Here is a 24,418-nt window from a genome sequence, read left to right as displayed (position 1 = left end):
CTCGCCAGTTACATTCGATTGGCTGGCACCCAGGTGGTTACGGCCACATGACCGCCAAGTGGACGTACCCATAAGCCTTCGATCTGGGTATGTTCCTGGCCGTCAGGGCAGCCACCGAGCCTCGAGGAGTCGAGACCCGTGTCGGAAAACAAAGATCAGAAGTTCGTCTACGACTTCACGGAGGGCAACCGCGACCTCAAGGACCTTCTCGGCGGCAAGGGTGCCAACCTCGCCGAGATGACCAACCTGGGTCTGCCGGTCCCTCCCGGCTTCACCATCACCACCGAGGCCTGCAAGGTCTACCTCGACAGTGGCGAGGCCCCGGCCGAGCTGCGCGAAGAGGTCAGCGCGCACCTCGCCGCCCTCGAGGCGAAGATGGGCAAGAAGCTCGGCCAGTCGGACGACCCGCTGCTGGTCTCCGTGCGCTCCGGCGCCAAGTTCTCGATGCCCGGCATGATGGACACGGTCCTCAACATCGGCCTCTCCGACGAGTCCGTCACCGGTCTCGCCACCCAGGCCGGCAACGAGCGCTTCGCGTGGGACTCGTACCGCCGCCTGATCCAGATGTTCGGCAAGACCGTCCTCGACGTGGACGGCGAGCTGTTCGAGGAAGCCCTCGACGAGGCCAAGGCCGCCAAGAAGGTCGCCGTCGACACCGACCTCGACGCCGCCGACCTGAAGAAGCTGGTCACCCGCTTCAAGAAGATCGTCGCCAAGCAGGCCGGCCGCGAGTTCCCGCAGGACGCCCGCGAGCAGCTCGACCTCGCCGTCGAAGCGGTCTTCAACTCCTGGAACACCGACCGCGCCAAGCTCTACCGCCGCCAGGAGCGCATCCCGAGCGACCTGGGCACCGCGGTCAACATCTGCTCCATGGTCTTCGGCAACCTCGGCCCCGACTCGGGCACCGGTGTCGCCTTCACCCGCGACCCGGCCAGCGGCCACGCGGGCGTCTACGGCGACTACCTCCAGAACGCCCAGGGCGAGGACGTGGTCGCGGGCATCCGCAACACCGTGCCGCTCGCGGACCTGGAGACCATCGACAAGGTCTCGTACGACCAGCTCATGACGATCATGACGACGTTGGAGACCCACTACAAGGATCTCTGCGACATCGAGTTCACCATCGAGCGCGGCCAGCTGTGGATGCTCCAGACCCGCGTCGGCAAGCGCACCGCCGGCGCCGCCTTCCGCATCGCCACCCAGCTCGTGGACCAGGGCCTCATCGACGAGGCCGAGGCCCTCCAGCGCGTCAACGGCGCCCAGCTCGCGCAGCTGATGTTCCCGCGCTTCGACGAGGGTGCCAAGACGACCCTGCTGGGCCGCGGCATCGCCGCCTCCCCGGGCGCGGCCGTCGGCAAGGCCGTCTTCGACTCCTACACGGCCGTCAAGTGGTCCCGCTCCGGCGAGAAGGTCATCCTGATCCGCCGCGAGACCAACCCGGACGACCTCGACGGCATGATCGCCTCCGAGGGCATCCTGACCTCGCGCGGCGGCAAGACCTCGCACGCCGCCGTCGTGGCCCGCGGCATGGGCAAGACCTGTGTCTGCGGCGCCGAGGACCTCGAGGTCGACACCAAGCGCCGCCGCATGACGGTCGGCGGGACGGTCGTCGAAGAGGGCGACGTCGTCTCCATCGACGGCTCCACCGGCAAGGTCTACCTCGGTGAGGTACCCGTCGTACCGTCCCCGGTCGTCGAGTACTTCGAGGGCCGCATGCACGCCGGGGCCGACGACGCCGACGAGCTCGTCGCCGCCGTGCACCGGATCATGGCCTACGCCGACCGCGTACGCCGCCTGCGCGTGCGCGCCAACGCCGACAACGCCGAGGACGCGCTGCGCGCCCGCCGCTTCGGCGCCCAGGGCATCGGCCTGTGCCGCACCGAGCACATGTTCCTCGGTGAGCGCCGCGAGCTGGTCGAGCGCCTGATCCTCGCGGACACCGACAAGGAGCGGGAGGAGGCACTCAGTGCCCTCCTGCCGCTGCAGAAGAAGGACTTCGTCGAGCTGTTCGAGGCGATGGACGGACTGCCCGTCACCGTCCGCCTGCTCGACCCGCCGCTGCACGAGTTCCTCCCCGACATCACCGAGCTGTCGGTGCGCGTCGCCCTCGCCGAGTCCCGCAAGGACGCCAACGAGAACGACCTGCGCCTGCTCCAGGCCGTGCACAAGCTGCACGAGCAGAACCCGATGCTGGGCCTGCGCGGCGTCCGCCTCGGCCTCGTCATCCCCGGCCTGTTCGCCATGCAGGTGCGGGCCATCGCCGAGGCCGCGGCCGAGCGCGCGAACGCCAAGGGCGACCCGCGGGTCGAGATCATGGTTCCGCTCGTGGGCACCGTCCAGGAGCTCGAGATCGTCCGCGAGGAGGCCGACGCGGTCATCGCCGAGATCGAGGCCGCCACCGGCACCAGCCTCAAGCTGACCATCGGCACCATGATCGAGCTGCCCCGCGCCGCCCTCACCGCCGGTCAGATCGCCGAGGCCGCGCAGTTCTTCTCCTTCGGCACGAACGACCTGACCCAGACCGTGTGGGGCTTCTCCCGCGACGACGTCGAGGCCAGCTTCTTCACCGCCTACCTGGAGAAGGGCATCTTCGGGGTCTCGCCCTTCGAGACCATCGACCGGGACGGCGTCGGCACGCTGGTCCGCAGCGCCGTAGAGGCCGGCCGGGCCACCCGCCCCGACCTCAAGCTCGGCGTCTGTGGAGAGCACGGCGGCGACCCCGAGTCCGTCCACTTCTTCCACGAGGTCGGCCTGGACTACGTCTCCTGCTCGCCGTTCCGGATCCCGGTCGCGCGCCTGGAGGCCGGCCGCGCCGCCGCCGAGGCGAAGGGCAGCGACAGCCGCTGACCGCTCCGCGGCCCCGATGCCGGGGCCCCCTTGACCGCGCCTGCCCCCGGGTTCCCTGACGTCCGGTGGCAGGCGCGTCTATTTCCCCGGCCTTGCCCGGTGTTCCCCGCTGTTCACCGGGTTCTGCGGCGTTCCCCCGTCTTCGCCGGTGGTCCCCGGGGGACCAGTCTTGGTTCAATGTTGTTCCAGATGCCTTAACAGCAACAGGCGGTGGACGGATCCCCACCCGTCCACCGCCTGCCGCCAATCCGCCGGACACGTCGGCGCTTCCCGGTGCGACCGACCGCCAGGCCCCGCAAAGCCCCCCACGGCCTTCGCGGAGCGTTTCGGTCGCGCCGGAGTGTGCCCGGCGGAGTACAGGATTTCGGTTGTCACACCTTCGCCGAAAGGGGTTTCAACTGTGGCTGAAAGGCCATGGTGACCACGTGTGACGGCGTGCATACTCAAGGGGCGGGGGGATTGCGGTTGCACAGGTGGGGGTTCGGGTGCTGCGTATCCATTTCACGGGAGTGGACCTCGCGCGCGTAAGGATGGCAGGGCGTCCGGATGCGTTGTGGGAAACGATTCTGAGTTTTCACCGCTTACGGGACCGGCGGGATACCCGGCTCTTCGGCGATTGGCGTGCCGAAACACGCACCAGGTTGAATGGTGAAACACGACTTCTCGGCGCGCTGATACCGAGCCGCGGGTATTTCCCCGATTTCCTGACCCCCGTGGAGGGGCAGTACGGGTGGGACGTGGGCCTCGACGCACTGCGCGGGATCCGCCCCGAGCGGCTGCGGCGCGAGCTCCTGCTGCTCGGCCGGGGCGTGGAGGCGGGCTCCGGCATGGCCGCGGCCTTCGGGATGCCGACGGCTGCGGGTGGCGCCGGCGGGGGCGCGTACCGCGGCTCCGAGGCCCTGGTGCCCAGGCGGCTGCGGGACTTCATGGAGGGGGACACCGCGCACCTGCCCCGGCTGATGGGGGAGCTGCGCGGGTACCACCGCGCGGCCGTGGAGCCGTACTGGAGCCACATCCAGGCACAGATCGAGGCCGAGCGGGCCGCGCGGGGGCGGGCGCTGCTCGACGGGGGAGCGGACGAGCTGCTGGCCTCGCTGCCGCCGATGCTGCGGTGGCGGGCGCCGGTGCTGGAGTGCGACTACCCCGTGGACCGGGACGTACGGCTACGGGGGCGCGGGCTGCTGCTCCAGCCCTCCTTCTTCTGCCGGCGCACGGCGGTGACGCTGCACGATCCGGAGCTGCCGCCCGTGCTGGTGTATCCGGCGGCGGCCGAGCTGTCCTCGGCGCAGGCCGGCGGCGAGGCGGCCCGGCCGGCGGAGGAGCGGCGCCGGCAGCGTCAGCACACCCTGGGCAAGCTCGTCGGGCACACCCGGTCGGTGGTGCTCCAGGCGATCGGCGACGGGGCCACCACGAGCGAGCTGGCGCGGCGGGCCGGGGTCTCGCTGGCCTCCGCGAGCCAGCACGCGGGGGTGATGCGGGAGGCCGGGCTGGTCACCACGCTGCGGCGGGGCAACGCCGTGCTGCACACGGTGACGCCGTTGGGAGCCGCGCTGCTCAAGGGTGGGGCCGTGGTGTCGTGACCGGCCGCGCCCCGGCGGGTTCGTGACCCCGCCGGGGTGCGGCTGGTGGTGCCGTGCGGCGCCGTTGCCTGGGGCTCCGCCCCCGGGCCCCCGCGCCTCAAACGCCGGCGGGGCTGGGTTTGGGTGCGCCCGTGGCGACCTGCGGCGCCGTTGCCGGGGGCCAGCCCCCGGACCCCCGCGCCTCAAACGCCGGCGGGGCTGGATCTATCCGGCGGGGCTGGATCTGCCCGGCGGGGCCGGGTGGGGTGGAAGCCGTCAGACCCGGAAGGGGCCCGTGACCTCGTACGTGATGCCGCCCGTGGAGCTGCCGCTCGTGCCGCGCTGGCTGCTGAAGTAGAGGCGGTTGCCGGCGGGGGAGAAGGCCGGGCCGCAGATCTCCGAGGAGGACTGGCCGGTGACCCGCAGGAAGGGGGCGACGACGTCGTCCGGGGTGATGACGCAGATCTCCAGGTTGCCGCCGTCCTCGGCGACGTACAGGTCGCCGTACGAGGAACCCGTGACGTTGTCGACGCCCGTCAGGGGGGCGCCGCCGCCGGAGACCAGGGAGTCGTCGTAGGCGAGCTCGTAGGTGCTGTTCGCGAGGTTGAGCTGCCAGACGCGGTTGTCGCCCTTGGTGGTGAACCAGACCGTGTCGTTGGCGTAGTGGCAGCCCTCGCCGCCGTTGAACTTCTTCGAGCCCGAGACCTGGGTGCGGGTGGTGGTCGGCGAGCCGTCCGGGTCCGGGACGTTCTGCCAGGTGAAGGAGCCGGAGGTGGCGGTGCCGGCGACGAGCACCTGGAGGGTGCCCGAGGAGAGGTTGCCCCAGGTGGTGGGGATGAAGCGGTAGAAGCAGCCGCTCGACTCGTCCTCCGTCATGTAGATCACCTGGCGCACGGGGTCGGCGGCAGCCGCCTCGTGCTTGAAGCGGCCCATCGCGGAGCGCCGGACGGACGCGTTCACCCCGTACGGGTCGGCCTCGTAGACGTAGCCGAGGCTGACCTCCTCGCAGGACAGCCAGGTGTTCCACGGGGTCTTGCCGCCCGCGCAGTTCTGGCGGGTGTTGGAGAGGATGCGGTAGGCACCGGTGACGGTGCCCGAGGAGTTGAACTTCACCGCGCTCGCACCGCCGGAGGGGTTGATCTCCGAGTTCGACACGTAGATCCAGCCCGTGCCGTCGGCGAAACAGGCGCCGCCGTCGGGGGCGCTGTGCCAGGTGTACGAGGTGCCGCTCACGGTCTGGCCGGAGCGCGCTATCACCCGGCTGCTGAAGCCGGCGGGCAGCATGATGCCGTTGGCGTCGGCGGCGCCGAGCGCCCCGTAGGGTCCGGCGCCGGGCTGGGCGGGGGCCGCGTAGGCCGCGCCGTGCATCAGCGTGCCGCCGAAGGCGGCGGCGGAGGAGCCGATGACGGCCCCGCGAAGGAAGGTACGACGTTCCACGGTCACTCCTGTGGGAGGAGAGGCTCCGCGCCCGGTCGGGCGAGGAGTCACGCACGCGTCGAGGAACTTAGAACCGTCGAGTTGACGTGACGTCAATTCCATATGACGCGGGAGCGACCGGCACGAGGTCAATCCTCCCGGAGGGATTTCCTGAAATCGGAGAGGGATGAGGAGAGGGAGCGGAGAGGGAGCGGAGCGGCGTAATGCAGGACTTTCTGCCCTGGGGAGGGGGCCGGTGCGGGAGGATGGTGGAGTGATGAGCCATACCGCCGACGCCGACATCACGGGCCGCGCCGACCTCGACGTCGTACTGCGCCGCTTCTACACGGCGGCCTTCGCCGACCCGCGGATCGGGCCCTTCTTCACCGAGATCGCCGGTACCGACCTCGACGTGCACCTGCCCCGGATCACCGACTTCTGGGAGCGGGCCCTCTTCCGCAGCGCCGACTACCGGCGCAACGCCTTCGCCCCGCACGCGGCCCTCCAGTCGGCCCGCGAGATGACCGCCGAGGACTTCGGGCGCCGGGTGCAGCTGTGGCGGGCCACGATCGACGGACTGCACCGGGGGCCGAACGCGGAGCGGGCCAAGGCCCAGGGCGAGCGGATCGCGCTGACCCTGCACAAGCGGCTGGCCGGCGCCGACGCCTCGCTGGAGAGCGCCGACGGGCTGGGCTTCGTACCGCTGGCGGCCCTGCAGCTGCGCTCTGCAGCCGTCTGACCCGGCTGACCCGGCTGACCCGTCTGACCCGTCTGACCGTCTGGCCATCTGGCCTGCGGTTTTGAGAAGTACGTGGAAAGTTCACGCGGGGGCGATGAGTTTCGCGGGACTCCCCGGTCTCACTCTCGACAGCAACGCACACACGAGAGAAGCGAGACCGAGATGTCCTCCACCATGATCTTCGTCAATCTGCCGGCCAAGGATCTCGACGCGACCAAGGCCTTCTGGAGCAAGCTCGGCTACTCCTTCAACGCGCAGTTCACCGACGAGACCACCGCCTCGATGCCGATCACCGACTCGATCGTCGCGATGTTCCTGTCCGAGGCGCGCTTCAAGGAGTTCACCCACAAGGCCATCGCCGACACCGTCACCACCACCTCGGTGCTGCTCTGCCTGAGCGCCGAGAGCCGCGCCAAGGTGGACGAGACCGTGGACACGGCCGTGGCCGCAGGCGCCACCGAGCCCCGCGCCGCCCAGGACTACGGCACGATGTACGGCCGCGTCTTCGAGGACCTCGACGGCCACACCTGGGAGATCATGTGGATGGACCCGTCGATCGTCCAGGCCTGAGCCTCAGCCCGAGGTCGCGGCGGTCCGTACCGGGTACGTCCGGACCGCCACCTCCTCGTCGTCCAGGCAGTGCCCCGACTCCAGGTCGAACCGCTGCTTGAGCAGCGGCGAGGCCACGAAGAGCCGTCCCGCGGCCGAGCCGACCAGCCCGCGCGAGAGCACCTGCGCCCCGGTGAAGGGGTCCCGGTTGCCGATGGCGTACGGGCGCCCCGCGCGGTCGACGAACACGGCGGCCTGGCTCCCGTCGGGCAGCAGCGCCGCCACCCCGCGCCCGGGGATCAGCGCCGACAGCTCGCACACGGTGAGCCATCCCTCCGCCACCTGCAGTTCCACGGTCATCGGGTGCCTCCCAGGGGCTCCAGGGTCAGGACGGCCAGGTCGGGCTTGACCTGACCGCGTTCGGGGACGAACTTCACGCTCGGGTCGGGTGCGCCCGGGGCGTTGACGAAGGACACGAACCGGCGCAGCCGCTCCGGGTCGTCCAGGGTCTCGGCCCACTCGTCGCGGTAGTGCGCCACGTGGTCGGCCATCAGCGATTCCAGCTCCGCGCACAGCCCGAGCGAGTCGCGCACGATCACGTCCCGCAGGTGTTCGAGGCCGCCCTCCAGCCGGTCCAGCCAGGTGGAGGTCCGCTCCAGCCGGTCGGCGGTGCGGATGTAGAACATCAGGAACCGGTCGATGAGCCGGACCAGTTCGGCGTCGGACAGGTCCTGGGCCAGCAGGTCGGCGTGGCGCGGGGTGGCCCCGCCGTTGCCGCCGACGTAGAGGTTCCAGCCGCTCGCCGTCGCGATGATCCCGAAGTCCTTGCTCTGCGCCTCCGCGCACTCGCGGGCGCAGCCGGAGACCGCCGACTTGAGCTTGTGCGGGGCGCGCAGGCCGCGGTAGCGCAGCTCCAGGTCGATGGCCATCCGTACGGAGTCCTGGACCCCGTAGCGGCACCAGGTCTGGCCCACGCAGGACTTCACCGTCCGCAGGGCCTTGCCGTACGCGTGCCCGGACTCGAATCCGGCCTCGACGAGCCGGGCCCAGATGCGGGGGAGGTCGTCGAGGGCGGCGCCGAAGAGGTCGATGCGCTGCCCGCCGGTGATCTTCGTGTAGAGGCCGAAGTCGCGGGCCACCTCGCCGATCACGATGAGCTTGTCGGGGGTGATCTCGCCGCCGGGGATGCGCGGCACGACCGAGTACGAGCCGTTGCGCTGCATGTTGGCGAGGAAGTGGTCGTTGGTGTCCTGGAGGGCGGCCTGCTCCCCGTCCAGGACGTAGCCGCTCGCGCCGAGGGTGGGGGCGAGCGAGGCGATGATCGAACCGACGGTGGGCTTGCAGACCTCGCAGCCTTCGCCGCCGCGCGCCTCCTCGCGGCCGTGGCTGTCCAGGAGCCGCTCGTACGAGGTCACGCGCAGGGTGCGGACGATCTCGTAGAGCTCGGCGCGGGTGAAGGGGAAGCAGTCGCAGAGCCCCTTGTCGGCGGCGGGCGGCATCAGCTGGCCGATCACCTTGAGGCAGCTCCCGCACCCGGTGCCCGCCTTGGTGCACTTCTTGACCTCGGGGACGGTGCTGTGGGCGGTGATGGCCTTCTTGGTGACGTTGTGGCAGGAGCAGATCACCGCGGTGTCGGGGAGCGAGGTCGGGCCGAGCACGGCGGGTGCGCCGGCGCCGGCGGGCATCACCAGCTGCTCGGGGGTGACGGGCGGCACGGAGCCGGTGAGCGGGCGCAGCAGACCGTAGGAGTCGGCGTCGCCGACCAGGACGCCGCCGAGCAGCACGCCTTCGGCGGAGACGACCACCTTCTTGTAGACGCCGGAGCGGGAGTCGGAGTAGACGACGTCGAGGCTGCCGGCGGTGGCGCCGTGCGCGTCGCCGAAGGAGGCCACGTCCACGCCGAGCAGCTTGAGCTTGGTGGAGAGGTCGGCGCCGGTGAACTCCTTCTCGCGGCCCAGCAGGTCGGCCGCGGCCGTCTCCGCCATCTCGTAGCCGGGGGCGACGAGCCCGTAGACGCGGCCGTCGGAGGCGAGCGCGCACTCGCCGATGGCGTAGACGTGCGGGTCGGAGGTGCGGCATCGGGCGTCGACGGAGATGCCGCCGCGTTCGCCGACGGCCAGTCCGCTCTCGCGGGCGAGCTGGTCGCGGGGGCGGACGCCCGCGGAGAAGACGACCAGGTCGGTGGCGACGCTGGAGCCGTCGGACAGCTTCATGCCGCTGACCGCGCCGTCCTCGCCGGTGAGCACCTCCTGGGTGCCGACGCCCGTGTGGACGGTGAGCCCCATGTTCTCGATGGTGCGGAGCAGGGCCGCGCCGCCGCCCTCGTCGACCTGGACGGGCATCAGGCGGGGCGCGAACTCCACGATCTGGGTGGTGAGTCCGAGGCCCTGGAGCGCGCCGGCGGCCTCCAGCCCGAGCAGGCCGCCGCCGACCACGGCGCCGGTGGTCCGGGTCTTCGCGTACTCCTCGATCGCGAGGAGGTCCTCGATGGTGCGGTACACGAAACAGCCCGGGGCGTCCTTGCCGGGGACGGGCGGCACGAAGGGGTAGCTGCCGGTCGCGAGCACGAGCACGTCGTACGGGAACACCCGCCCCGTGCGGGAAGTGACCGTGCGGGCTTCGCGGTCGATGCTCTCGGCGGGGTCGTCGAGGTGCAGGGCGATCCCGTGCTCCTCCATGAAGGAGGCGGGGGTGAGGGAGAGGTCCTCGGGGGTGCTGCCGGAGAAGTACGAGGTCAGGTGCACCCGGTCATAGGCGGGGCGGGGCTCCTCGCAGAGCACGGTGATCCGGTGCGTGGCGGTGGCGCCGAGTTCGGCGAGGGCCTCCAGGTAGCGCTGGCCGACCATGCCGTGGCCGATGAGCACGAGGGCGGGCTTCGGAGCCCCGGGGGTCGTGGCGGTGGCCTGGGCGGTGGCCTGGGCGGTGCCCGGGGCGGGCGTGGGCGTGGCTGCGGCCATGATCAGGAGCCTCCGTCGTCGGTGAGCAGGTGGTGCAGGTCGGAGAGACCGTGCTGGTCGGTGAGGGGGGCGCCGTCCTCCCAGCTGCGGGCGAGGGCGCCCACGCTGGACAGTTCACCGAGCAGGACCCCGCCGACGAGGCGGTCGCCCCGGACGACGACCTTGCGGTAGGTGCGGCGGGTGGCGTCGGTGAGCCGGACCACGTCGTCGCCGGGGAGCGGGGTGGTCTCGCCGAAGGCCGCGAGGTCGAGGGGCCGGTCGCCCCCGGCGGTGAGGGTGAGGCGGGTGAGGGCGCGGGTGCCGGCGTAGGCGGGGTCCGCGACGAGTCCCCCGCCGGTGCCGAGCAGGACGCCGGCGAGGGCGTCGGCCTGTTCGAGGGCGGGGCCGGCCAGGCCGTACACCCGGCCCGCGTGCTCGGCGCAGTCGCCGATGGCGTGGATGCGGGGATCGCTGGTGCGGAGCTCGTCGTCGACGAGGATGCCGGTGCGGACGTCGAGGCCGGCGGCCTGGGCGAGGCCGGTGCGGGGGCGGACGCCGCAGGCGAGGACGACGAGGTCGGCGTCCAGGCGGTAGCCGACGGCGAGGTCTACGCCGGTTACCCGGCGGGGTCCCTGGCCGGGGGTGGTGCCGGGGTTCCGGCCCGGGATGCGGGCGCGGGCGGCTTCGGGAGCGGCGGCCCCGCGGGGCGTTCCGGGCTCTGCCCGGACCCGCTCCTCAAACGCCGGAGGGGCTGGATTTCGGCTGACGTCGGTTTGGATGTGCCCGCTGGTGGGCTGGATTGCCCGCAGGGTAATTTCAGCCCCGCCGGCGTTTGAGGCGCGGGGTCCGGGGCGGAGCCCCGGCAGCGGAGCCGCTGTCGTCGACAGGCCCCGGACGCGGCATTCCGTGTGGATCTCCACGCCCATGTCGGTCAGGTGCGTGTGCAGGAGGGCCGAGGCTTCCGCGTCGAGTTGGCGCTCCATCAGGCGCTCGCCCTGCTGCGCCAGGACGACCTGGGCGCCCCGCTCGGCCAGCGCGCGGGCCGCCGAGACGCCGAGGAGGCCGCCGCCGATCACCACCGCGCGCACGCCGGGACGTACGGCCGCCGACAGGGCCAGGCAGTCGTCCATGGTGCGGAACGCGTGGACCCCGGCGGGGAGTTCCCGCCCTTCGGGTTCGAAGAGGCCGCGCAGTGGAGGGAGGACCGGGTTCGATCCCGTGGCCAGGACGAGGGTGCCGTACGGCTCGACCGTGCCGTCGTCGCAGTGCACCACCTGCTCCGCCCGGTCGATCCGTACCGCCCGCACGCCCCGGCGCAGCGCCGGACCGGGGGCCGGGAGGGCCGTCACCTCCGGTGCGTACCGGCCGGCCAGGACCTCCGCGAGGAGGACCCGGTTGTAGGGGGCGTGCGCCTCCTCTCCGAGGACGCGTACGTCCCCGCCCAGCCGGGCGGCGAGCCGCAGGCCGGCGAGGCCGCCGCCGATCACCACCACGCGTTGCTGTTCCGAGGTCATGACACGAGAGTGCGGGGCCGCTGTTTCCCCACGGCATCGCCGTTGTTTCCCTGACGGAACGCCGACCTCAGCGTGCGGGTTAAGGGTCCGTGAGGCGTTGCTCAAGGCCGCCTTAAGGATCACCGGGAGGGCCGGGGAGGCCGCCAGACCGCCCTTAGCGTGGCCGTATGCGAGAGCGAGACATGGCGGTTCGGGTCAAGGGCGGGATGCTCGGCGGGGCGGGGACCGTGGCCCTGCTGTGGGCCGCGCAGGTGCGGCCCTCGGCCCGGCTCGACGCGCTGTTCGCCACCGCCGCGCACCTGAGCGGCCTGCTCGCCGGGTACGGGGTGCTCGTCCTGCTCTTCCTCATGGCCCGGGTCCCCGCCGTCGAGCACGGGGTGGGCGCGGCCCGGCTCGCCCGCTGGCACGCCCTGGGCGGCCGCCACGTCCTGCTGCTCTGTTTCGGGCACACGGCCTTCGCGCTCTGCGGCTACGCCGTGCACGAGGGGGCCGACGTGCTCTCGGCGGTCCGGGAGCTGCTCGCCTATCCGGCCTTGGCCGCCGCGGCGGCCGGGACCGTCCTCCTCGTCGCGGTCGGCATCACCTCCGCCCGTTCCGTACGCCGCCGGGTCAGCCACGAAACCTGGCGGGGGGTCCACCTCCTGGTGTACCTCGCCGCCGCCCTCGCCTTCGGGCACCAGCTTGCCGGGCCCGACCTGGCCCTCGTCGCCTGGTTCTGGGCCCTCGCCCACGCGGTGGTCGCCGTCCTGCTGCTCTGGTACCGGGCCGTGGTCCCCGTACGGCAGGCCCTGCGGCACGCGCTGCGCGTCGCCGAGGTCCGCGTGGAGGGGCCCGGGGTGGTCTCCGTCCTCGTATACGGGGAGCACCTCGCGGAGCTGCGCGCGGAGCCGGGGCAGTTCCTGCGCTGGCGGTTCCTCCAGCGGCGGCTGTGGCACACCGCGCTGCCGTTCTCGCTGTCGGCGCCGGTCCGCGGGAACACCCTGCGCATCACCGTGAAGGCCCTCGGCGGCCACTCCCGCCGGATCCGCCGGCTGCGCCCCGGCACCCGGGTCCTCGCCACCGGCCCCTTCGGGGCGCTCACCGCGGCCCGGCGGACCCGGACCAAGGTGCTGCTGATCGCCGGCGGGGTCGGGATCACCCCGATGCGGGCGCTGTTCGAGACCCTGCCCGGCGGGCCGGGGGACATCACCCTGCTCTACCGGGCGGGCGCCGAGGAGCACCTCGTCCTGCGCTCCGAGCTGGAGGCCATCGCCGCCGAACGGCAGGCCGGGCTGCACTACCTGCTCGGGCCGTCGGGCGCCGCCTTCGACCCGCTGGCTCCGCAGGCGCTGGCCGCGCTGGTGCCGGAGCTGGCCGAGCACGACGTGTACCTGTGCGGGCCGCCCGGGATGGCGGACGCCACCCAGTCGGCGCTGCTGCGGGCCGGGGTGCCGGCGGGGCGGATCCACGCCGAGTGCTTCGGGTTCTGAACCCGCCGAATTTCCTCTGCCTCCGCTCCGCCTCCGAGAGGTTCCCGCATCATGCGCCACCCGTTGCACGTCGCCCTGTCCGTGTCCCCGCCGGCCGGCGCCGCCGCGGCGGCCGTCCCCGCGGCCGCGGCCCGGCACCGCAGGCCCCGTACCTCTCCGGCGCAGGCGGTGCTGGCCGCGCTGGGATCCGTACCGCCCGCCCGGCGGCTGGCGGCCGGGCTCGGGCTGGCCAGTGTGCTGGCTGCGAGCGTGCTGACGGTGGCGGTCGATCCGTCGGCCCCCGTGGCCCCCGACCGGGCTCCGGCCAGGCAAAGCTCAACCTTTGCGCAAGTTTCCGGGGATTGATGGCCTCCACCCAACCTCTCCGTCCCCTGATCTTCGCTGGGAATCCCGGTCTTCAGGCCGGGCGGGAAAGCGATCCTTGGCCCGAGGGCGCGGAGTGCCGGAGTTCGCTGCGTTGTCAGTGGCCTCCGCTATGTTGATCGCACCTTGACCGAAGGGGGGTGGGCCGGGTGATCCGTGCGTACAAGTTCCTCATGCGGCCCACTGTGGGCCAGGCGATCGCGCTGGGCGAGATGCTGCGTGATCACTGCTCGCTCTACAACGGGGCGTTGCAGGAACGCCGTGACGCCTACCGGCACATCTCGAAGACGAGCATCAAGTACGGGATGCAGTCCGGGCAGCTCAAGGAGATCCGGGCGTTCGACCCAGAGCGGCAAGGTCGCTGGTCGTTCTCCAGCCAGCAGGCCACGCTTCGCCGGCTGGACAAGGCGTTCGCCGCGTTTTTCCGCCGGATCAAGTCCGGTGACACTCCGGGGTACCCGCGCTTCCGTGGGGTCAACTGGTTCGACACCGTCGATTTCCCCAAGGACGGCGATGGCTGCCGGTGGGATGCCACACCGCACGACCCCGTCACCCGAGTCCGCCTGCAAGGCGTAGGGCACATCAAGGTCAACCAGCACCGGCCGGTCGTCGGCGAGGTCAAGACCGTGTCGGTCAAGCGTGAAGGCCGCCGCTGGTATGTGGTCCTGACCGCCGAGCAGCCCCAGCCCGAGCCGCTGCCCACGACCGGGTCCGTGGTCGGCATCGACCTTGGGATCGCCAGCTTCCTCGTCGACTCCAACGGTGCCTTCGTGTCCAACCCGCGCTACGGCCGCCGTACCGCTGCCCGGCTGCAAGCCGCACAGCAGGCCCTCTCACGGTTCCCGCGCGTCCGCCGCGATAAGCGCACCGCCAACCACCGCAGGGCCGTCGAGGAGGTCGCCACGCTGCACCGCAAGGTCCGGCGTCAGCGCCTCGATCACGCGCACAAAACCGCCTTGGGCCTGGTCCGCGCGCACGACTTCATCGCGCACGAAGACCTCAAGATCCGCAACATGGTCAAGGCCCCCGCCCCGAAGCCCGACCCCGAGGTGCCGGGTGGATTCCTGCCCAACGGGGCCGCCTCAAAAGCCGGGCTCAACCGCTCGATCTCGGACGCCGGATGGGGGGTGTTCCTCGCGATCCTCACCAGCAAGGCTGAAAGCGCCGGTCGGGAAGTGATCGCCGTGGACCCCCGCAACACCTCCCGGACCTGCCCCGAATGCGGGCACGTCGCCAAGGAGAACCGGACTACACAGGAAAAGTTCCACTGCCAGTCCTGCGCCCACATCGCGCACGCGGACACGGTGGGCGCCCTGAACGTTCTACGGGCCGGGCTGGTCCGTCGCAACGCCAACCGGCATAGCGAGAAGCCCCCTCCCTTCGGAGGGGGAGGAGTCACAAGGTCGGGCCGTGCCTGACATATCGACAACCATGATCATCGTGCTGTGTGTGGCCGCCGCCGCGGCCGGCTGGATCGACGCCGTCGTGGGCGGCGGCGGCCTGCTGCTCCTGCCCGCCCTGCTCCTCGGCCTGCCGAACGCCCACCCCGCCACCGTGCTCGGCACCAACAAGGCCGTGGCCATCGTCGGGACCTCGGGCGCGGCCGTGGCGTACCTGCGCAAGACCCCGGTGGACGTGAAGCTCGCCGTCCGCATCGGCCTGGCCGCGGTCGCCGGCTCGATGGGCGGGGCCGCCCTGGCCGGCGGCATCAGCAAGGACGCCCTGCGCCCGCTGATCATGGTGGTCCTGGTGGTCGTCGCGGCCTTCGTCCTCTTCCGCCCCGGCTTCGGCGTCGCTCCCGGAGCCGCCCCCGTCAGCCGCCGGCGCGTCCTGCTCACCATCGCCCTGGCCGGCCTCGGCATCGGCTTCTACGACGGGCTCATCGGCCCCGGCACCGGCACCTTCCTGGTCCTGGCGCTGACGGCCCTCCTCCACCTCGACCTGGTCACGGCCTCCGCCACGGCGAAGATCGTCAACGTGTGCACCAACGCCGGAGCGCTCGCCATGTTCGCCTACCAGGGCATGGTGCTGTGGCAACTGGCCGCCCTGATGGCCGTGTTCAACCTGGCCGGCGCCATGATCGGTGCCCGGATGGCACTGAAGAAGGGCAGCGGCTTCGTCCGCGGAGTGCTGCTGACGGTCGTCGGCGGCCTGGTGGTGAAGCTGGGCTTCGAACAGTGGGGCTGATCCGGGACGCGCATGGGCAGGTCCGCCGCCGGGGGATAAAGTTGCCGACGTGCCCCACCTTGAGATATCCGACCTGATCACCGTCACCGATCCGCTCAGCGGGGCGCGACTGCCGGTGCGCCGGGGTGATGTGGTCCGCCGGCTCCACGAGGCGGGGGATCCGCGCGGCGCCCGGATCGCCGCCGGGCTGCCGGCCGGGCCGGACGACGTGCTCGACCCGCTCGCCGTGGACCGCCTGATGATCGGCGTCCACACCGAGCTGCAGCGGCTCAGCGAGGAACTGCGCATCGGGGAGCGGCTGGTGCACGTACTGGACCCGCTGTTCGAGGCCATCCGCGAGATCGCGGGCCGCCGCGGCCGGTTCCGTCTGGTCGACATCGGATCCGGGCTCGGCTACCTCGTCCGCTGGCTGGCGTCCACCGGCGCGCTCGGCCCGAACGTCGAGCTGATCGGCGTCGACCTCGACGCCGCGCTCGTCGCCGAGGCCGACCGGCTGGCCCGCGCCGAGGGACTCGACTGCCGGTTCGTCCACGGCAACGCCTTCGACCTCCCGGAGGTCGCCACCGTCTACGTCTCCACCGGAGTGCTCCACCACTTCCGCGGCCCCGCGCTCGCGGATTTCTTCGAGGCGCAGGCCGACTCCCAGGCACTCGCCTTCTGCCACTTCGACATCGCCGCCACCCGGCTGGCACCCGTGGGCGCCTGGATGTTCCACCGCGCCCGGATGCGCCATCCGCTCGGCCGCCACGACGGGGTCGTCTCCGCCCGGCGCGCCCACTCGGACGAGACCCTGCTGCGCGCCGCGACCGTACCCGGCATCCGGCCGCTGCTCTACGAACCCCGGGGCCTGTCCAACCCCTTCTGCACCACCCTGCGCCCGGTCCTCGGCATCCGCCCCTACCTGGAGGACCCGCTGCGCCAGGCCCTCGGCCGTGCCTCCCGCCGGCTCGTGGGCGCGGAGCACCTGACCCGCGGCGGACCGCCGGGGCACGACGCCGCGGCCTGGTCCGCCTCCGCCTCCGCGTCCGCCTCCGGGGCCGCGCGATGAACCCGGTCCTGCCGCTCGCCGCCCTCGGCCTCGCCGACGCGGCGTTCAGCGGCTTCCGCGCCTACGCCGGCCGGGACGCCCGGATCCGCAAGCACCGCGCCGTCCTGCGCGCCTCCCTGCGCGGACTGGCGGTCGGCTCCGTCCTGCTGCTCGCCCCCGCCCTCACGGCCGGCGCCGTCCTGCTGCTCGCCGAGGACACCGACCGGGTGTACGGGACCCTCGCCGACGGCGGCATCGGCTTCCTCGTCCCGCTCGCGGCCTACGCCCTCACCGTCGGGCTCTCGCTCGCCGCCTACTTCGCGCTGCCGTACCGGGCCAGCACCCTCGCCATGGTCGTCGGGCTCGGCCCGCTGACCCTGGCCCGGCCGCTGGTCGTGGCCGCCGCCTGCGCCGGTGCGCTGGTCGCCGGGGGCGGCTGGACCTCGCTCCTGGTGGGAGCCGTGGCGGGCGTCGCGGTCCTGTGCGTCGAGCCGTACGTCCACCGCCGCTGGTACGCGGTGCCCGCGTAGGCCGTCTCCTTCGCCCAGGCGGCCTCTTCGCCCAGGCGGCCTCTTCGGCCGGGCCGTCTCCTCGGCTAGGCCGTCTCTTCGGGAGCGCCCCCGGAGGCCCGGGCCACCACGCAGAGGAACAGTCCGCAGGCCGTCACGAGCAGCCAGCCCGGCCGGGACGCCCGGGCGAGGCCTTCGGGGCCGGCGCCCGCGGCCAGTGCCCCCGCGACGGCGATGCCGACGGCCGATCCGACCTGGCGGGCGGTGGAGGTGACGGCCCCGGCCACACCGGCGCGGGACGGCGGCAGTCCGCCGACCGCGGTATGGGTGAGCGGGGCGTTGGCGAAGCCGAACCCGATGCCGATGAGCAGGTGGGCCAGCAGGAGCAGCGGCACGCTCGTGTCCGGGCCCAGGTCCACCAGGCAGAGCCCGCCCGCCGCGGTGAAGCCGCCCGCGAGGAGCAGCGGACGCCGAGGCCCGAGGCGCCCCGTCAGGCTGCCGGACCACGGAGCGCACACGGTCGCCCCGAGCGCCATGGGCAGGGTCGCCGCACCGGCCGCGAGCGGGGTCCAGCCGCGGGCGTTCTGCAGGTACAGGGTGGTGAGCAGCAGGCTCACGCTCAGTGCGGCGAACACCGCCACCGCGCCCAGTACCGCCGAGGCGAAGGGCGGCCGCCGGAACAGTCCGAGGTCGATCAGGGGCTCGGTCCGGCGGAGCTCGACCCGGACGAAGGCCGTCGCCGCCGCCGCGACGACGGCGTAGCAGGCCAGGGCCGAGGGGGAGGACCAGCCGATGCGGGGGCCTTCGATCAGGACGCCGACCGAGACGCACAGGGCGGTCGTGAGGAGCAGCTGGCCGGGCAGATCGAGCCGTCGGGCGCGCTGGCCGCGGGACTCCGGCACGAACATCGCGACCAGGACGAGCGCGCCGACGACCACCGGGGCGTTGATCCAGAACACCGACCGCCAGCCGAAGGCCGCGATGAGGGCCCCGCCGACGACCGGGCCCGCGGCCATGCTGAGCCCGAAGACGGAGGCCCATATGCCGATGGCCCGGGCCCGCTCCCCCGGGTCGGGCATCGCGTTGACCACGATCGCCAGGGCCACCGGGCTCAGCATCGAGGCCCCGACCCCCTGGACGGCCCGCGCCGCAACGAGGAAGCCGAGCGACGGCGCGAGGGCGCAGGCGAGGGAGGCGAGACCGAAGACGGTCAGCCCGCACCGGAACACGCGACGGCGTCCGAAGCGGTCCGCGAGGGAGCCGGAGGCGATGAGGAGGCTGGCCAGGACCACGGTGTAGGCGTCCACGACCCATTCCAGACCGCGGGTGCCCACCCCCAGGCCGCGTCCGATCGCGGGCAGGCCCACGTTGACGATGGTGGTGTCCACTCCGATGAGGAACATGCTCAGCGCGCAGACGGCCAGTACCGTCCACCGGCGGCGCGGGCCGAGGGCGGGCCCGGGCGCCGCTGCCGTCCCGGCCGGGATCGTCGTGGTCATGGGTCCGCCTTCGGTCCGCGACGGCCTGCCGGCCGGCTGCTCCTGATGTCGGCCCATGCTCGGACCGGGGGACGGCCGCGGCCCAGGAAATTTGCCGATACCGCAAAATGGCCCCATGGACAGCGATGCCGAACGCGCCGAACTCGCCCGGACCCTCGACGCCATCGGCCCGCGGCTACGGGCGCTGCGGCGCGAGCGGGGCCTCACCCTGGAGGCCCTCTCCGAGGCCACCGGGATCTCCGTGAGCACGCTCTCCCGCCTGGAGTCGGGCAAACGGCGCCCGACGCTCGAACTGCTCCTCCCCCTCGCGCGAACCCACCGCGTGGCCCTGGACCAGCTCGTGGCGGCCCCGGTCACCGGTGACGCGCGCGTCCACCTCACGCCCCGCCGCCGGGACCGCGGGAGCGTCCTGGTCCCCCTGACGCAGTACCCGGGCCGGGTCCAGGTCTTCAAGCAGGTGCTCGCGTACCGGGAACCGAAACGGGTGACCCACGCCGGCTACGAGTGGCTCTACGTGCTCGCCGGCGAGCTCCACCTCGTCATCGGCGAGCGGAGCCTGACCCTGCGCCCCGGCGAGGTCGCCGAGTTCGACACCGGTGAACCCCACTGGTTCGGCCCCGCCGAGGGCGAGGTGGTGGAGATCCTGCACCTGTTCGGACCTCACGGCGACCAGGCCGTCGTCCGCACCGGCACGGCCTAGCCGGTCTGGGCCGTGGCCGTGGCCGCCTTGGCCGTGCCCGTCTCATACGTGCCCGTCAGGTGGGCGAAGACGACCACGTTGCCCTGGTAGCCGGTGCGCGGGGAGAAGCCCCCGCCGCAGGTGATGACACGGAGCTCGGCGCGCGGTGACGACCCGTAGACGCGGGAGTCGGGGAAGGCCCTGGCGTCGTAGACCTCCACCGCGTGGACGGTGAACACGGCCGTACGTCCATCAGCGCGGGCGATCTCGATCTGGGCCCCCCGGCGCAGCGCGCCGAGGTGGTAGAAGACCGCGGGCCCGAAGGAGTCGTCCACGTGCCCGGCGACGACGGCCGTGCCGGTGGCGCCCGGAGTGGTGCCCTCGCGGTACCAGCCCGCCAGGTCCCGGCGGGCGGGCGGCGGTACTTCGAGACTGCCGTCGGCCTGCAGCCCCAGCCCGGTGAGCGGGGCGTCCACCCGGAGGGACGGGATCCGGATCCGGGTGGGCGGTGAGCCGGGGAGCGCGGCGATGGCCCCGGGGAACCGGGCCTGGGCGCTCAGCGCCTCGCCGGGGGAGGGCAACGGGGGCCGGACGGGCTCGCCGGAGCCGCTGCCGATGAGCCAGACGCCGATGCAGGCGGCGAGTGCGACGAGCCCGCCGGCGCGGGCGCGGGCGCGGCGTGCCTCTGCCTCCATGCGGCCCCCTCGGCTTGGTGACGTGGTGACGTGGTGACTTGGCCGTCGCCCGGCCCCGCGAACGGGGGGGACCTCGCGGGGCGGGCGACGGGGGACGGTACCGGTCGGACCGCGGCCGGAGCCGCGGTGGGCGTCCGTCAGTTCCGCGTGCCGCTCGCCCGGCGACGCAGGAACCAGGTACCGCCGACGGCGGTGGCGGCCAGCACTGCCACTCCCGCCGCGATCTTGGCGGGGTCGGTGGTGGTGGTCGTGCCACCGCCCACCCCGGTGCGCACGTGGCCCTGGGGGGCCCGGTCGTGCTCGGTGACGATCAGGTCGCCGGTGGCGAACTTGCCGTTCGCGCAGGTGGCGCCGATCGAGTGGGTGCCGGGGTGGGTTCCGCGGGCGACCTGGAACTGCCCCACGACCACCTCCTTGTGGGTGCCCGGGGTCAGCTTGAAGCGGCCGCCCCCGACGGTGGTGGCGTCGCCCTCGGCGTGACTGCCCTTGCCGCAGGCCTTCGTGTTCACCGTGACGGTGGTGCCGGGGGCGGCGGACTTGGGCCACACCTCCAGCGGGGCGAAGTCGCCGGCCGCGAAGCCCGTCATGCCGAAGCCCGTCATGCCCAGGTCCGCGGCGGCGACCGCGCCGGCCACCGGGCCGGTGAACGCGGCGGCGGTCAGCGCGGTGGCGGTGAGCACGTGGGCGGTGCGTCGGCGCATGGGTGGTCTCCTGTGGACACGGGGTCGTGTTTCCGAGGTAACCCGGGAGCGGTGGCCTGCGCCTGCTGATGTGGTGTCAGATTGGGGGTGGGGGGTGGGCTGACGGGGGCGTCGTCGCAGGTGGGGCTGGGTGAGGGGGCGTGTGTGGGGCGCCACGCCGTCCGGGTGACGGTGGCCTCGCGGGTGCGGCTGCGGGTCGCCGCTGCGCGGAGCCCGTCCCCGCCCCGCCCTTTCTCCGTTTCCCGGGGCTCCGCCCCGGACCCCGCGCCTCAAACGCCGGCGGGGCTGGAAGGGCTGTGCTCCGCCCCGGGCCCCGCGCCTCGAACGCCGGCGGGGCTGGAAGGGCTGTGCTCCGCCCCGGGCCCCGCGCCTCAAACGCCGGCGGGGCTGGAAGGGCTGGTGGGGGTGGTGGGGGCCGGGCGGGGGAGGGTGAGGGTGGCTGCGGCGCCGGTGGGGGTGGGGTTGGTGAGGGTGATGCGGGCGCCGATGACGTGGGCCTGGCCCAGGGCGATGGTCAGGCCCAGGCCGGTGCCCTGGCCGCGTTCGGCCGCGCCCGTCAGGAATCGCTGCGGGCCGTCCCGCAGCAGGGTCTCCGGGAAGCCCGGACCGTGGTCCCGGACGGTGACCGTGTTCCCGGCCACCGTCACGGTGATCGGGTCCCGGCCGTGCCTTCGGGCGTTGACGAGCAGGTTCGTCAGGATGCGCTCGAGGCGCCGGACGTCCGTGCGGACGCAGGTCCTGCCGTCGGCGGCGCCCAGGACCTGTGCCTCCACCACCCCCGAACGCCGGGTGACTTCTTCCACCAGCGGCCCCAGGGGGTGGACGTCCAGCTGGGCCACCTCCCGGTCCCCGTCCAGCCGGGCCACCTCCAGGAGGTCCTCCGTCAGGCCGCGCAGGGCCGCGACCCGGTCGCGCACCAGCTCGGTGGGCCGCCCCGGAGGGAGCAGTTCGGCGGCGGTGTGCAGCCCGGTCAGCGGGGTCCGCAGCTCGTGCGCCACGTCCGCCGTGAACCGCTGCTCCGCCACCAGCCGCCGCTGCAGGCTCGCCGCCATCGTGTCGACCGCCGCGGACAGTTCGGCCACCTCGTTCCGCGTCCCCGGTACGCCCGACGGGCCTATCCGTGCGTCCAGTTCACCCGTGCTGATCCGCCGGGCGGTCTCGGCCGCGGACCGCAGGTCCTTGCTCAGCCGGCTGGCCAGCGCCGCTCCGCCGATCGCCGCGAGGGAGACGACGACCACCCCGAAGGCCATCAACTTCTGGTCCAGTTCCCACAGTTCCGCCTGCTCCTCCGCCAGCGGCTGGCGTACGGACAGCACTTGGTCGGCGCCGACGGGCCGGGCGGCCCACACCGCCGGGTGGAGGCCGTCCAGGTCGAGGTAGGTGGTGCGGTGCCCGGAGAGGGCGGCCTGCCGCAGCGGCTCCGGCAGGCTCGGACAGTCGAGGCGCGCGTCGGCCTCCCCGACCTTGTCGAAGTCCAGCTGGCCCGTGAGCTCGTAGACCTGCCGCACCCGGACGAGCTGCGCGAGGGCGCCCTTGCGCGCCGCGTCGGCCACTTGGTCGGCGCGGGCCTCGTGGATCAGGATGCCGATGGTGAGCGCGACGAGCGAGCAGCCGACGGCGAGCAGGACGGCGATCTTCCAGCGCAGGCCGAGGGAGTGCAGGAGGCGGCGGCAGCGGAGCAGGGTGCGCTTCACCGGGCGGCCCGGTTCGTGGGTTCGGGTGCTTCGGAGCCGGTCGGCCGCGGGGCCGGGCACTGGCCGGAGCCCGGGGCGGAGATGGCGTTGCCGAACTTGTGCTCGTCGCTGAGCACGCTCATCCGCTGGCCGTCCCAGTGGTAGCGGATGTCGTGCGCGGATCCGTCGTCGTCGGTGGTGCGGACCAGCAGGTCGGTGCCGAGGATCTCGGCGCTCATCCGCCTGCCGCTGGTGGCCAGGATCGGGACGACCTTCCCGCCGGCCGCGGTGTAGACGCTCAGCACCGAACGCCCGGTCGGGCTGTCGGCGGCGACGATCAGCTCGGGTTTCCCGTCGCCCGTCAGGTCCGCGAACCGGGCCGGCCGTACCCCGGCCTTGCCCGGGCCCTCGATCTTCTTCCCGTCGCCGAAGCGCCTCATCGTCTTGTCCGCGCGGAGCACGGCCATCACGTCGACCTTCTCGATCCCCTCCGGCCCCACGGCCAGGGCGCCGTCGAGCGGCCGCGGCGGCGGCACCCGGCCGGCCACCGCCGTACCGCTGGAACTCGGGGACTCGGTCCAGGAGGGCCACAGCGGCTTCGGCCGGGGCTGGGAGGACACCGGCGGCGCGACCTCGCCGTGCCCGAGACCCCCGGGTGCGGCGCAGCCGCCGAGGCCGAGGCCGATGCAGAGCAGGGCGGCCGCGGCGAGGCTGCGGAGGGTCGGTCGAGTCATGGAGGAAAGAACCGTCGGGTGGTGGGGGAGGGCGGGGTGCGGGGGAGGCAGACTGACGGTAGACGGCGCCGGTCACGGGGACCGGGCGGTTGTGTAACGGCGGTGCGTACGCGGGCTCCCGCGGCCGAAGTCGGGACTTTCGGCCCGTCCCGCGGCCGGTGGGAGTCCGGCTCGCAGCTCAGCCTGAATCGAGGGAGGCCCGCATGACATCGGCCGATCGGCCGGAAGGCCACGGCGAAGGAACGGTTCCGCAGAGGGTTCCGCCGACGGTTCCGCCGGTGGTTCCCCAGACGGTTCCCCAGGCGGTCCCGCAGGCGGAGGAGCTCCCCTTCTTCGTCTACGGCACCCTGCGCCCCGGCGAGGTCAACCACGACCTCTTCCTGCGTGGCCGCACGGCCGCCGAGGAGCCCGCCCGCCTCCCGGACGCGGCCCTGTACGAGGGCCCCGGCTACCCCTACGCCGTGGACCGCCCGGGCTCCGCCATAGCCGGAGAGCTGATCACCCCGGCCCCCGGGGCCTACGGGGAACTCCTCGCGGCGCTCGACCTGCTGGAGGAGTACGAGGGCCCCGGACACCCCGCCAACATCTACGACCGCACCGCCCGCGAAGCCCTGCGCCCCGACGGCACCCCGGTCCGCGCCTGGGTCTACCTGGCCGCCCCGCCCCTGGCCCGCCACCTGGCCCGCTCCGGCACCCGGATCCCGGGCGGCGACTGGCTGCGCCGCTAGGACGGCCGCGCGGCCGCCCGTCCCCCGTGGGCGGGCGGCCGAACGGCCGGGAGGGGGCTAGTACCAGCCGGTACAGCGCACGAGGCCGGTGCTGTCGTTCCAGGCGCAGGCCCGCATCTTGTAGCCCGCGTCGTTGTAGGCCGGGGTGTGGGTGTCGGTGCCGAACTGCACGGTGGTCATGCCCAGCGGACCGTTCCAGGTCGTGCCGCCGGTGGTGGAGCGGTCCACCCAGACCTTGTCGCCCGGGTCGGCGTTGGTGATCCGGCCCCACGCGCAGCGCGAGGACGTGCTGTAGCGCAGCTCGATGCGGATGGAGTCGACCCAGGCGTAGTCAATGGGCGTGACGGCGTTGCTCGTGGAGCAGGCCAGCACTCCGGAGCCCGCAGCGTGTGCGGTGGTGCCGGTGAGGCCGAGGCCGGCGAGCAGTGCGACGCCCGCCGTCAGGACGGCGGCCTTCTTGGTGAACTGCATGGGATCCCCCTGTATGGCGTAGAGGCGATCGGCGCGCCGGGCCGGCGTGCCGTCGGTTGAACACCCGTACGGTCCCGCGGGCGGCCCCCGCCCGGCGTCAACCGCAGAGTGGACCCCGCCGGT

22 protein-coding genes are annotated in these 24,418 nt (G+C 73.1%); 12 read left to right on the top strand and 10 right to left on the bottom strand.

The window, feature by feature from the left end; translation table 11 throughout:
* The first annotated feature begins 138 nt into the window (after positions 1-138).
* Positions 139-2,847, top strand: a complete 2,709-nt coding sequence (gene ppdK, locus MTF69_RS15255; RefSeq protein WP_243334668.1) for a pyruvate, phosphate dikinase — start codon at positions 139-141, stop codon at positions 2,845-2,847.
* 485 nt (positions 2,848-3,332) lie between these two features.
* Positions 3,333-4,427 carry a helix-turn-helix domain-containing protein gene (locus MTF69_RS15250; protein WP_243334666.1) on the top strand — a complete coding sequence of 365 codons (1,095 nt, stop codon included), beginning with the start codon at positions 3,333-3,335 and terminating at the stop codon, positions 4,425-4,427.
* Positions 4,428-4,682: 255 nt separating this feature from the next.
* Here MTF69_RS15250 and MTF69_RS15245 read toward each other — a convergent pair whose 3' ends face one another.
* Entirely contained in the window at positions 4,683-5,843 is a 1,161-nt protein-coding gene (locus MTF69_RS15245; RefSeq protein ID WP_243334664.1) for an alkaline phosphatase PhoX, read from the bottom strand.
* A 256-nt stretch (positions 5,844-6,099) separates the two neighbouring features.
* Between MTF69_RS15245 and MTF69_RS15240 the strand changes: the two genes are divergently transcribed.
* A complete protein-coding gene (locus MTF69_RS15240; protein ID WP_243334657.1) occupies positions 6,100-6,561 on the top strand; it encodes a group III truncated hemoglobin in 462 nt (153 codons plus the stop codon).
* 162 nt (positions 6,562-6,723) lie between these two features.
* Positions 6,724-7,131, top strand: coding sequence for a VOC family protein (locus MTF69_RS15235; RefSeq protein WP_243334656.1), 408 nt, complete (start codon positions 6,724-6,726; stop codon positions 7,129-7,131).
* 3 nt (positions 7,132-7,134) lie between these two features.
* On the opposite strand, the gene nirD is transcribed toward MTF69_RS15235, so the two are convergent.
* The 3 genes from nirD to MTF69_RS15220 all read right to left on the bottom strand — a co-directional run bounded on the left by nirD (position 7,135) and on the right by MTF69_RS15220 (position 11,560).
* A complete protein-coding gene (gene nirD, locus MTF69_RS15230; protein ID WP_243334654.1) occupies positions 7,135-7,470 on the bottom strand; it encodes a nitrite reductase small subunit NirD in 336 nt (111 codons plus the stop codon).
* A complete protein-coding gene (gene nirB, locus MTF69_RS15225; RefSeq protein ID WP_243335072.1) occupies positions 7,467-9,956 on the bottom strand; it encodes a nitrite reductase large subunit NirB in 2,490 nt (829 codons plus the stop codon). The genes nirD and nirB overlap by 4 nt, the downstream gene beginning before the upstream one ends.
* Before the next feature lie 113 nt (positions 9,957-10,069).
* The gene (locus MTF69_RS15220) at positions 10,070-11,560 is read right to left on the bottom strand and encodes an FAD-dependent oxidoreductase (protein ID WP_243334652.1); all 1,491 of its coding nucleotides are present in this window, start codon (positions 11,558-11,560) and stop codon (positions 10,070-10,072) included.
* 167 nt (positions 11,561-11,727) lie between these two features.
* Between MTF69_RS15220 and MTF69_RS15215 the strand changes: the two genes are divergently transcribed.
* The 6 genes from MTF69_RS15215 (at position 11,728) to MTF69_RS15190 (ending at position 17,136) form a co-directional block, all read left to right on the top strand.
* A complete protein-coding gene (locus MTF69_RS15215) occupies positions 11,728-13,029 on the top strand; it encodes a ferric reductase-like transmembrane domain-containing protein (RefSeq protein WP_243334651.1) in 1,302 nt (433 codons plus the stop codon).
* A gap of 51 nt (positions 13,030-13,080) precedes the next feature.
* Positions 13,081-13,374 (top strand): hypothetical protein, encoded by a 294-nt coding sequence (locus tag MTF69_RS15210; RefSeq protein WP_243334646.1) that lies wholly within the window; start codon positions 13,081-13,083, stop codon positions 13,372-13,374.
* A 167-nt stretch (positions 13,375-13,541) separates the two neighbouring features.
* Positions 13,542-14,810: a transposase gene (locus MTF69_RS15205; RefSeq protein ID WP_243334644.1), complete on the top strand. Its 1,269-nt coding sequence runs from the start codon at positions 13,542-13,544 to the stop codon at positions 14,808-14,810.
* On the top strand, positions 14,803-15,579 hold the full coding sequence (locus tag MTF69_RS15200; RefSeq protein WP_243334637.1) for a TSUP family transporter: 777 nt from the start codon (positions 14,803-14,805) through the stop codon (positions 15,577-15,579). The genes MTF69_RS15205 and MTF69_RS15200 overlap by 8 nt, the downstream gene beginning before the upstream one ends.
* A gap of 49 nt (positions 15,580-15,628) precedes the next feature.
* Positions 15,629-16,627 (top strand): class I SAM-dependent methyltransferase, encoded by a 999-nt coding sequence (locus MTF69_RS15195; RefSeq protein WP_243334625.1) that lies wholly within the window; start codon positions 15,629-15,631, stop codon positions 16,625-16,627.
* The gene (locus MTF69_RS15190) at positions 16,624-17,136 is read left to right on the top strand and encodes a hypothetical protein (RefSeq protein ID WP_243334623.1); all 513 of its coding nucleotides are present in this window, start codon (positions 16,624-16,626) and stop codon (positions 17,134-17,136) included. Before MTF69_RS15195 ends, MTF69_RS15190 begins: the two co-directional genes overlap by 4 nt.
* Positions 17,137-17,201: 65 nt before the next feature.
* Here the strand turns inward: MTF69_RS15190 and MTF69_RS15185 are convergent, their stop codons facing one another.
* Positions 17,202-18,614 carry an MFS transporter gene (locus MTF69_RS15185; protein ID WP_243334620.1) on the bottom strand — a complete coding sequence of 471 codons (1,413 nt, stop codon included), beginning with the start codon at positions 18,612-18,614 and terminating at the stop codon, positions 17,202-17,204.
* 115 nt (positions 18,615-18,729) lie between these two features.
* Between MTF69_RS15185 and MTF69_RS15180 the strand changes: the two genes are divergently transcribed.
* Positions 18,730-19,314 (top strand): helix-turn-helix transcriptional regulator, encoded by a 585-nt coding sequence (locus MTF69_RS15180; protein WP_243334618.1) that lies wholly within the window; start codon positions 18,730-18,732, stop codon positions 19,312-19,314.
* On the opposite strand, the gene MTF69_RS15175 is transcribed toward MTF69_RS15180, so the two are convergent.
* The 4 genes from MTF69_RS15175 to MTF69_RS15160 all read right to left on the bottom strand — a co-directional run bounded on the left by MTF69_RS15175 (position 19,311) and on the right by MTF69_RS15160 (position 23,096).
* The gene (locus MTF69_RS15175) at positions 19,311-19,988 is read right to left on the bottom strand and encodes a class F sortase (RefSeq protein WP_243334616.1); all 678 of its coding nucleotides are present in this window, start codon (positions 19,986-19,988) and stop codon (positions 19,311-19,313) included. The two genes, MTF69_RS15180 and MTF69_RS15175, sit on opposite strands and share 4 nt — an antisense overlap.
* A 137-nt stretch (positions 19,989-20,125) precedes the next feature.
* Complete coding sequence (locus MTF69_RS15170; RefSeq protein ID WP_243334615.1) at positions 20,126-20,689, bottom strand: hypothetical protein; 564 nt, start codon at positions 20,687-20,689, stop codon at positions 20,126-20,128.
* A 371-nt stretch (positions 20,690-21,060) separates the two neighbouring features.
* On the bottom strand, positions 21,061-22,383 hold the full coding sequence (locus MTF69_RS42880; protein WP_308401407.1) for a HAMP domain-containing sensor histidine kinase: 1,323 nt from the start codon (positions 22,381-22,383) through the stop codon (positions 21,061-21,063).
* Positions 22,380-23,096 (bottom strand): PliI family lysozyme inhibitor of I-type lysozyme, encoded by a 717-nt coding sequence (locus tag MTF69_RS15160; RefSeq protein WP_243334612.1) that lies wholly within the window; start codon positions 23,094-23,096, stop codon positions 22,380-22,382. Before MTF69_RS15160 ends, MTF69_RS42880 begins: the two co-directional genes overlap by 4 nt.
* 278 nt (positions 23,097-23,374) lie before the next feature.
* Here MTF69_RS15160 and MTF69_RS15155 point away from each other — a divergent pair, with 278 nt between their 5' ends.
* Positions 23,375-23,824 carry a gamma-glutamylcyclotransferase family protein gene (locus MTF69_RS15155; RefSeq protein ID WP_243334610.1) on the top strand — a complete coding sequence of 150 codons (450 nt, stop codon included), beginning with the start codon at positions 23,375-23,377 and terminating at the stop codon, positions 23,822-23,824.
* Between the two features lie 57 nt (positions 23,825-23,881).
* Here the strand turns inward: MTF69_RS15155 and MTF69_RS15150 are convergent, their stop codons facing one another.
* Positions 23,882-24,295, bottom strand: a complete 414-nt coding sequence (locus tag MTF69_RS15150) for a DUF2690 domain-containing protein (RefSeq protein ID WP_243334609.1) — start codon at positions 24,293-24,295, stop codon at positions 23,882-23,884.
* Positions 24,296-24,418 lie beyond the last annotated feature (123 nt).

Origin of the sequence: Streptomyces sp. AP-93, assembly GCF_022808175.1 — a bacterium.
GTDB lineage: Bacteria > Actinomycetota > Actinomycetes > Streptomycetales > Streptomycetaceae > Streptomyces.
This window is presented reverse-complemented; position numbering and strand designations above follow the sequence as displayed.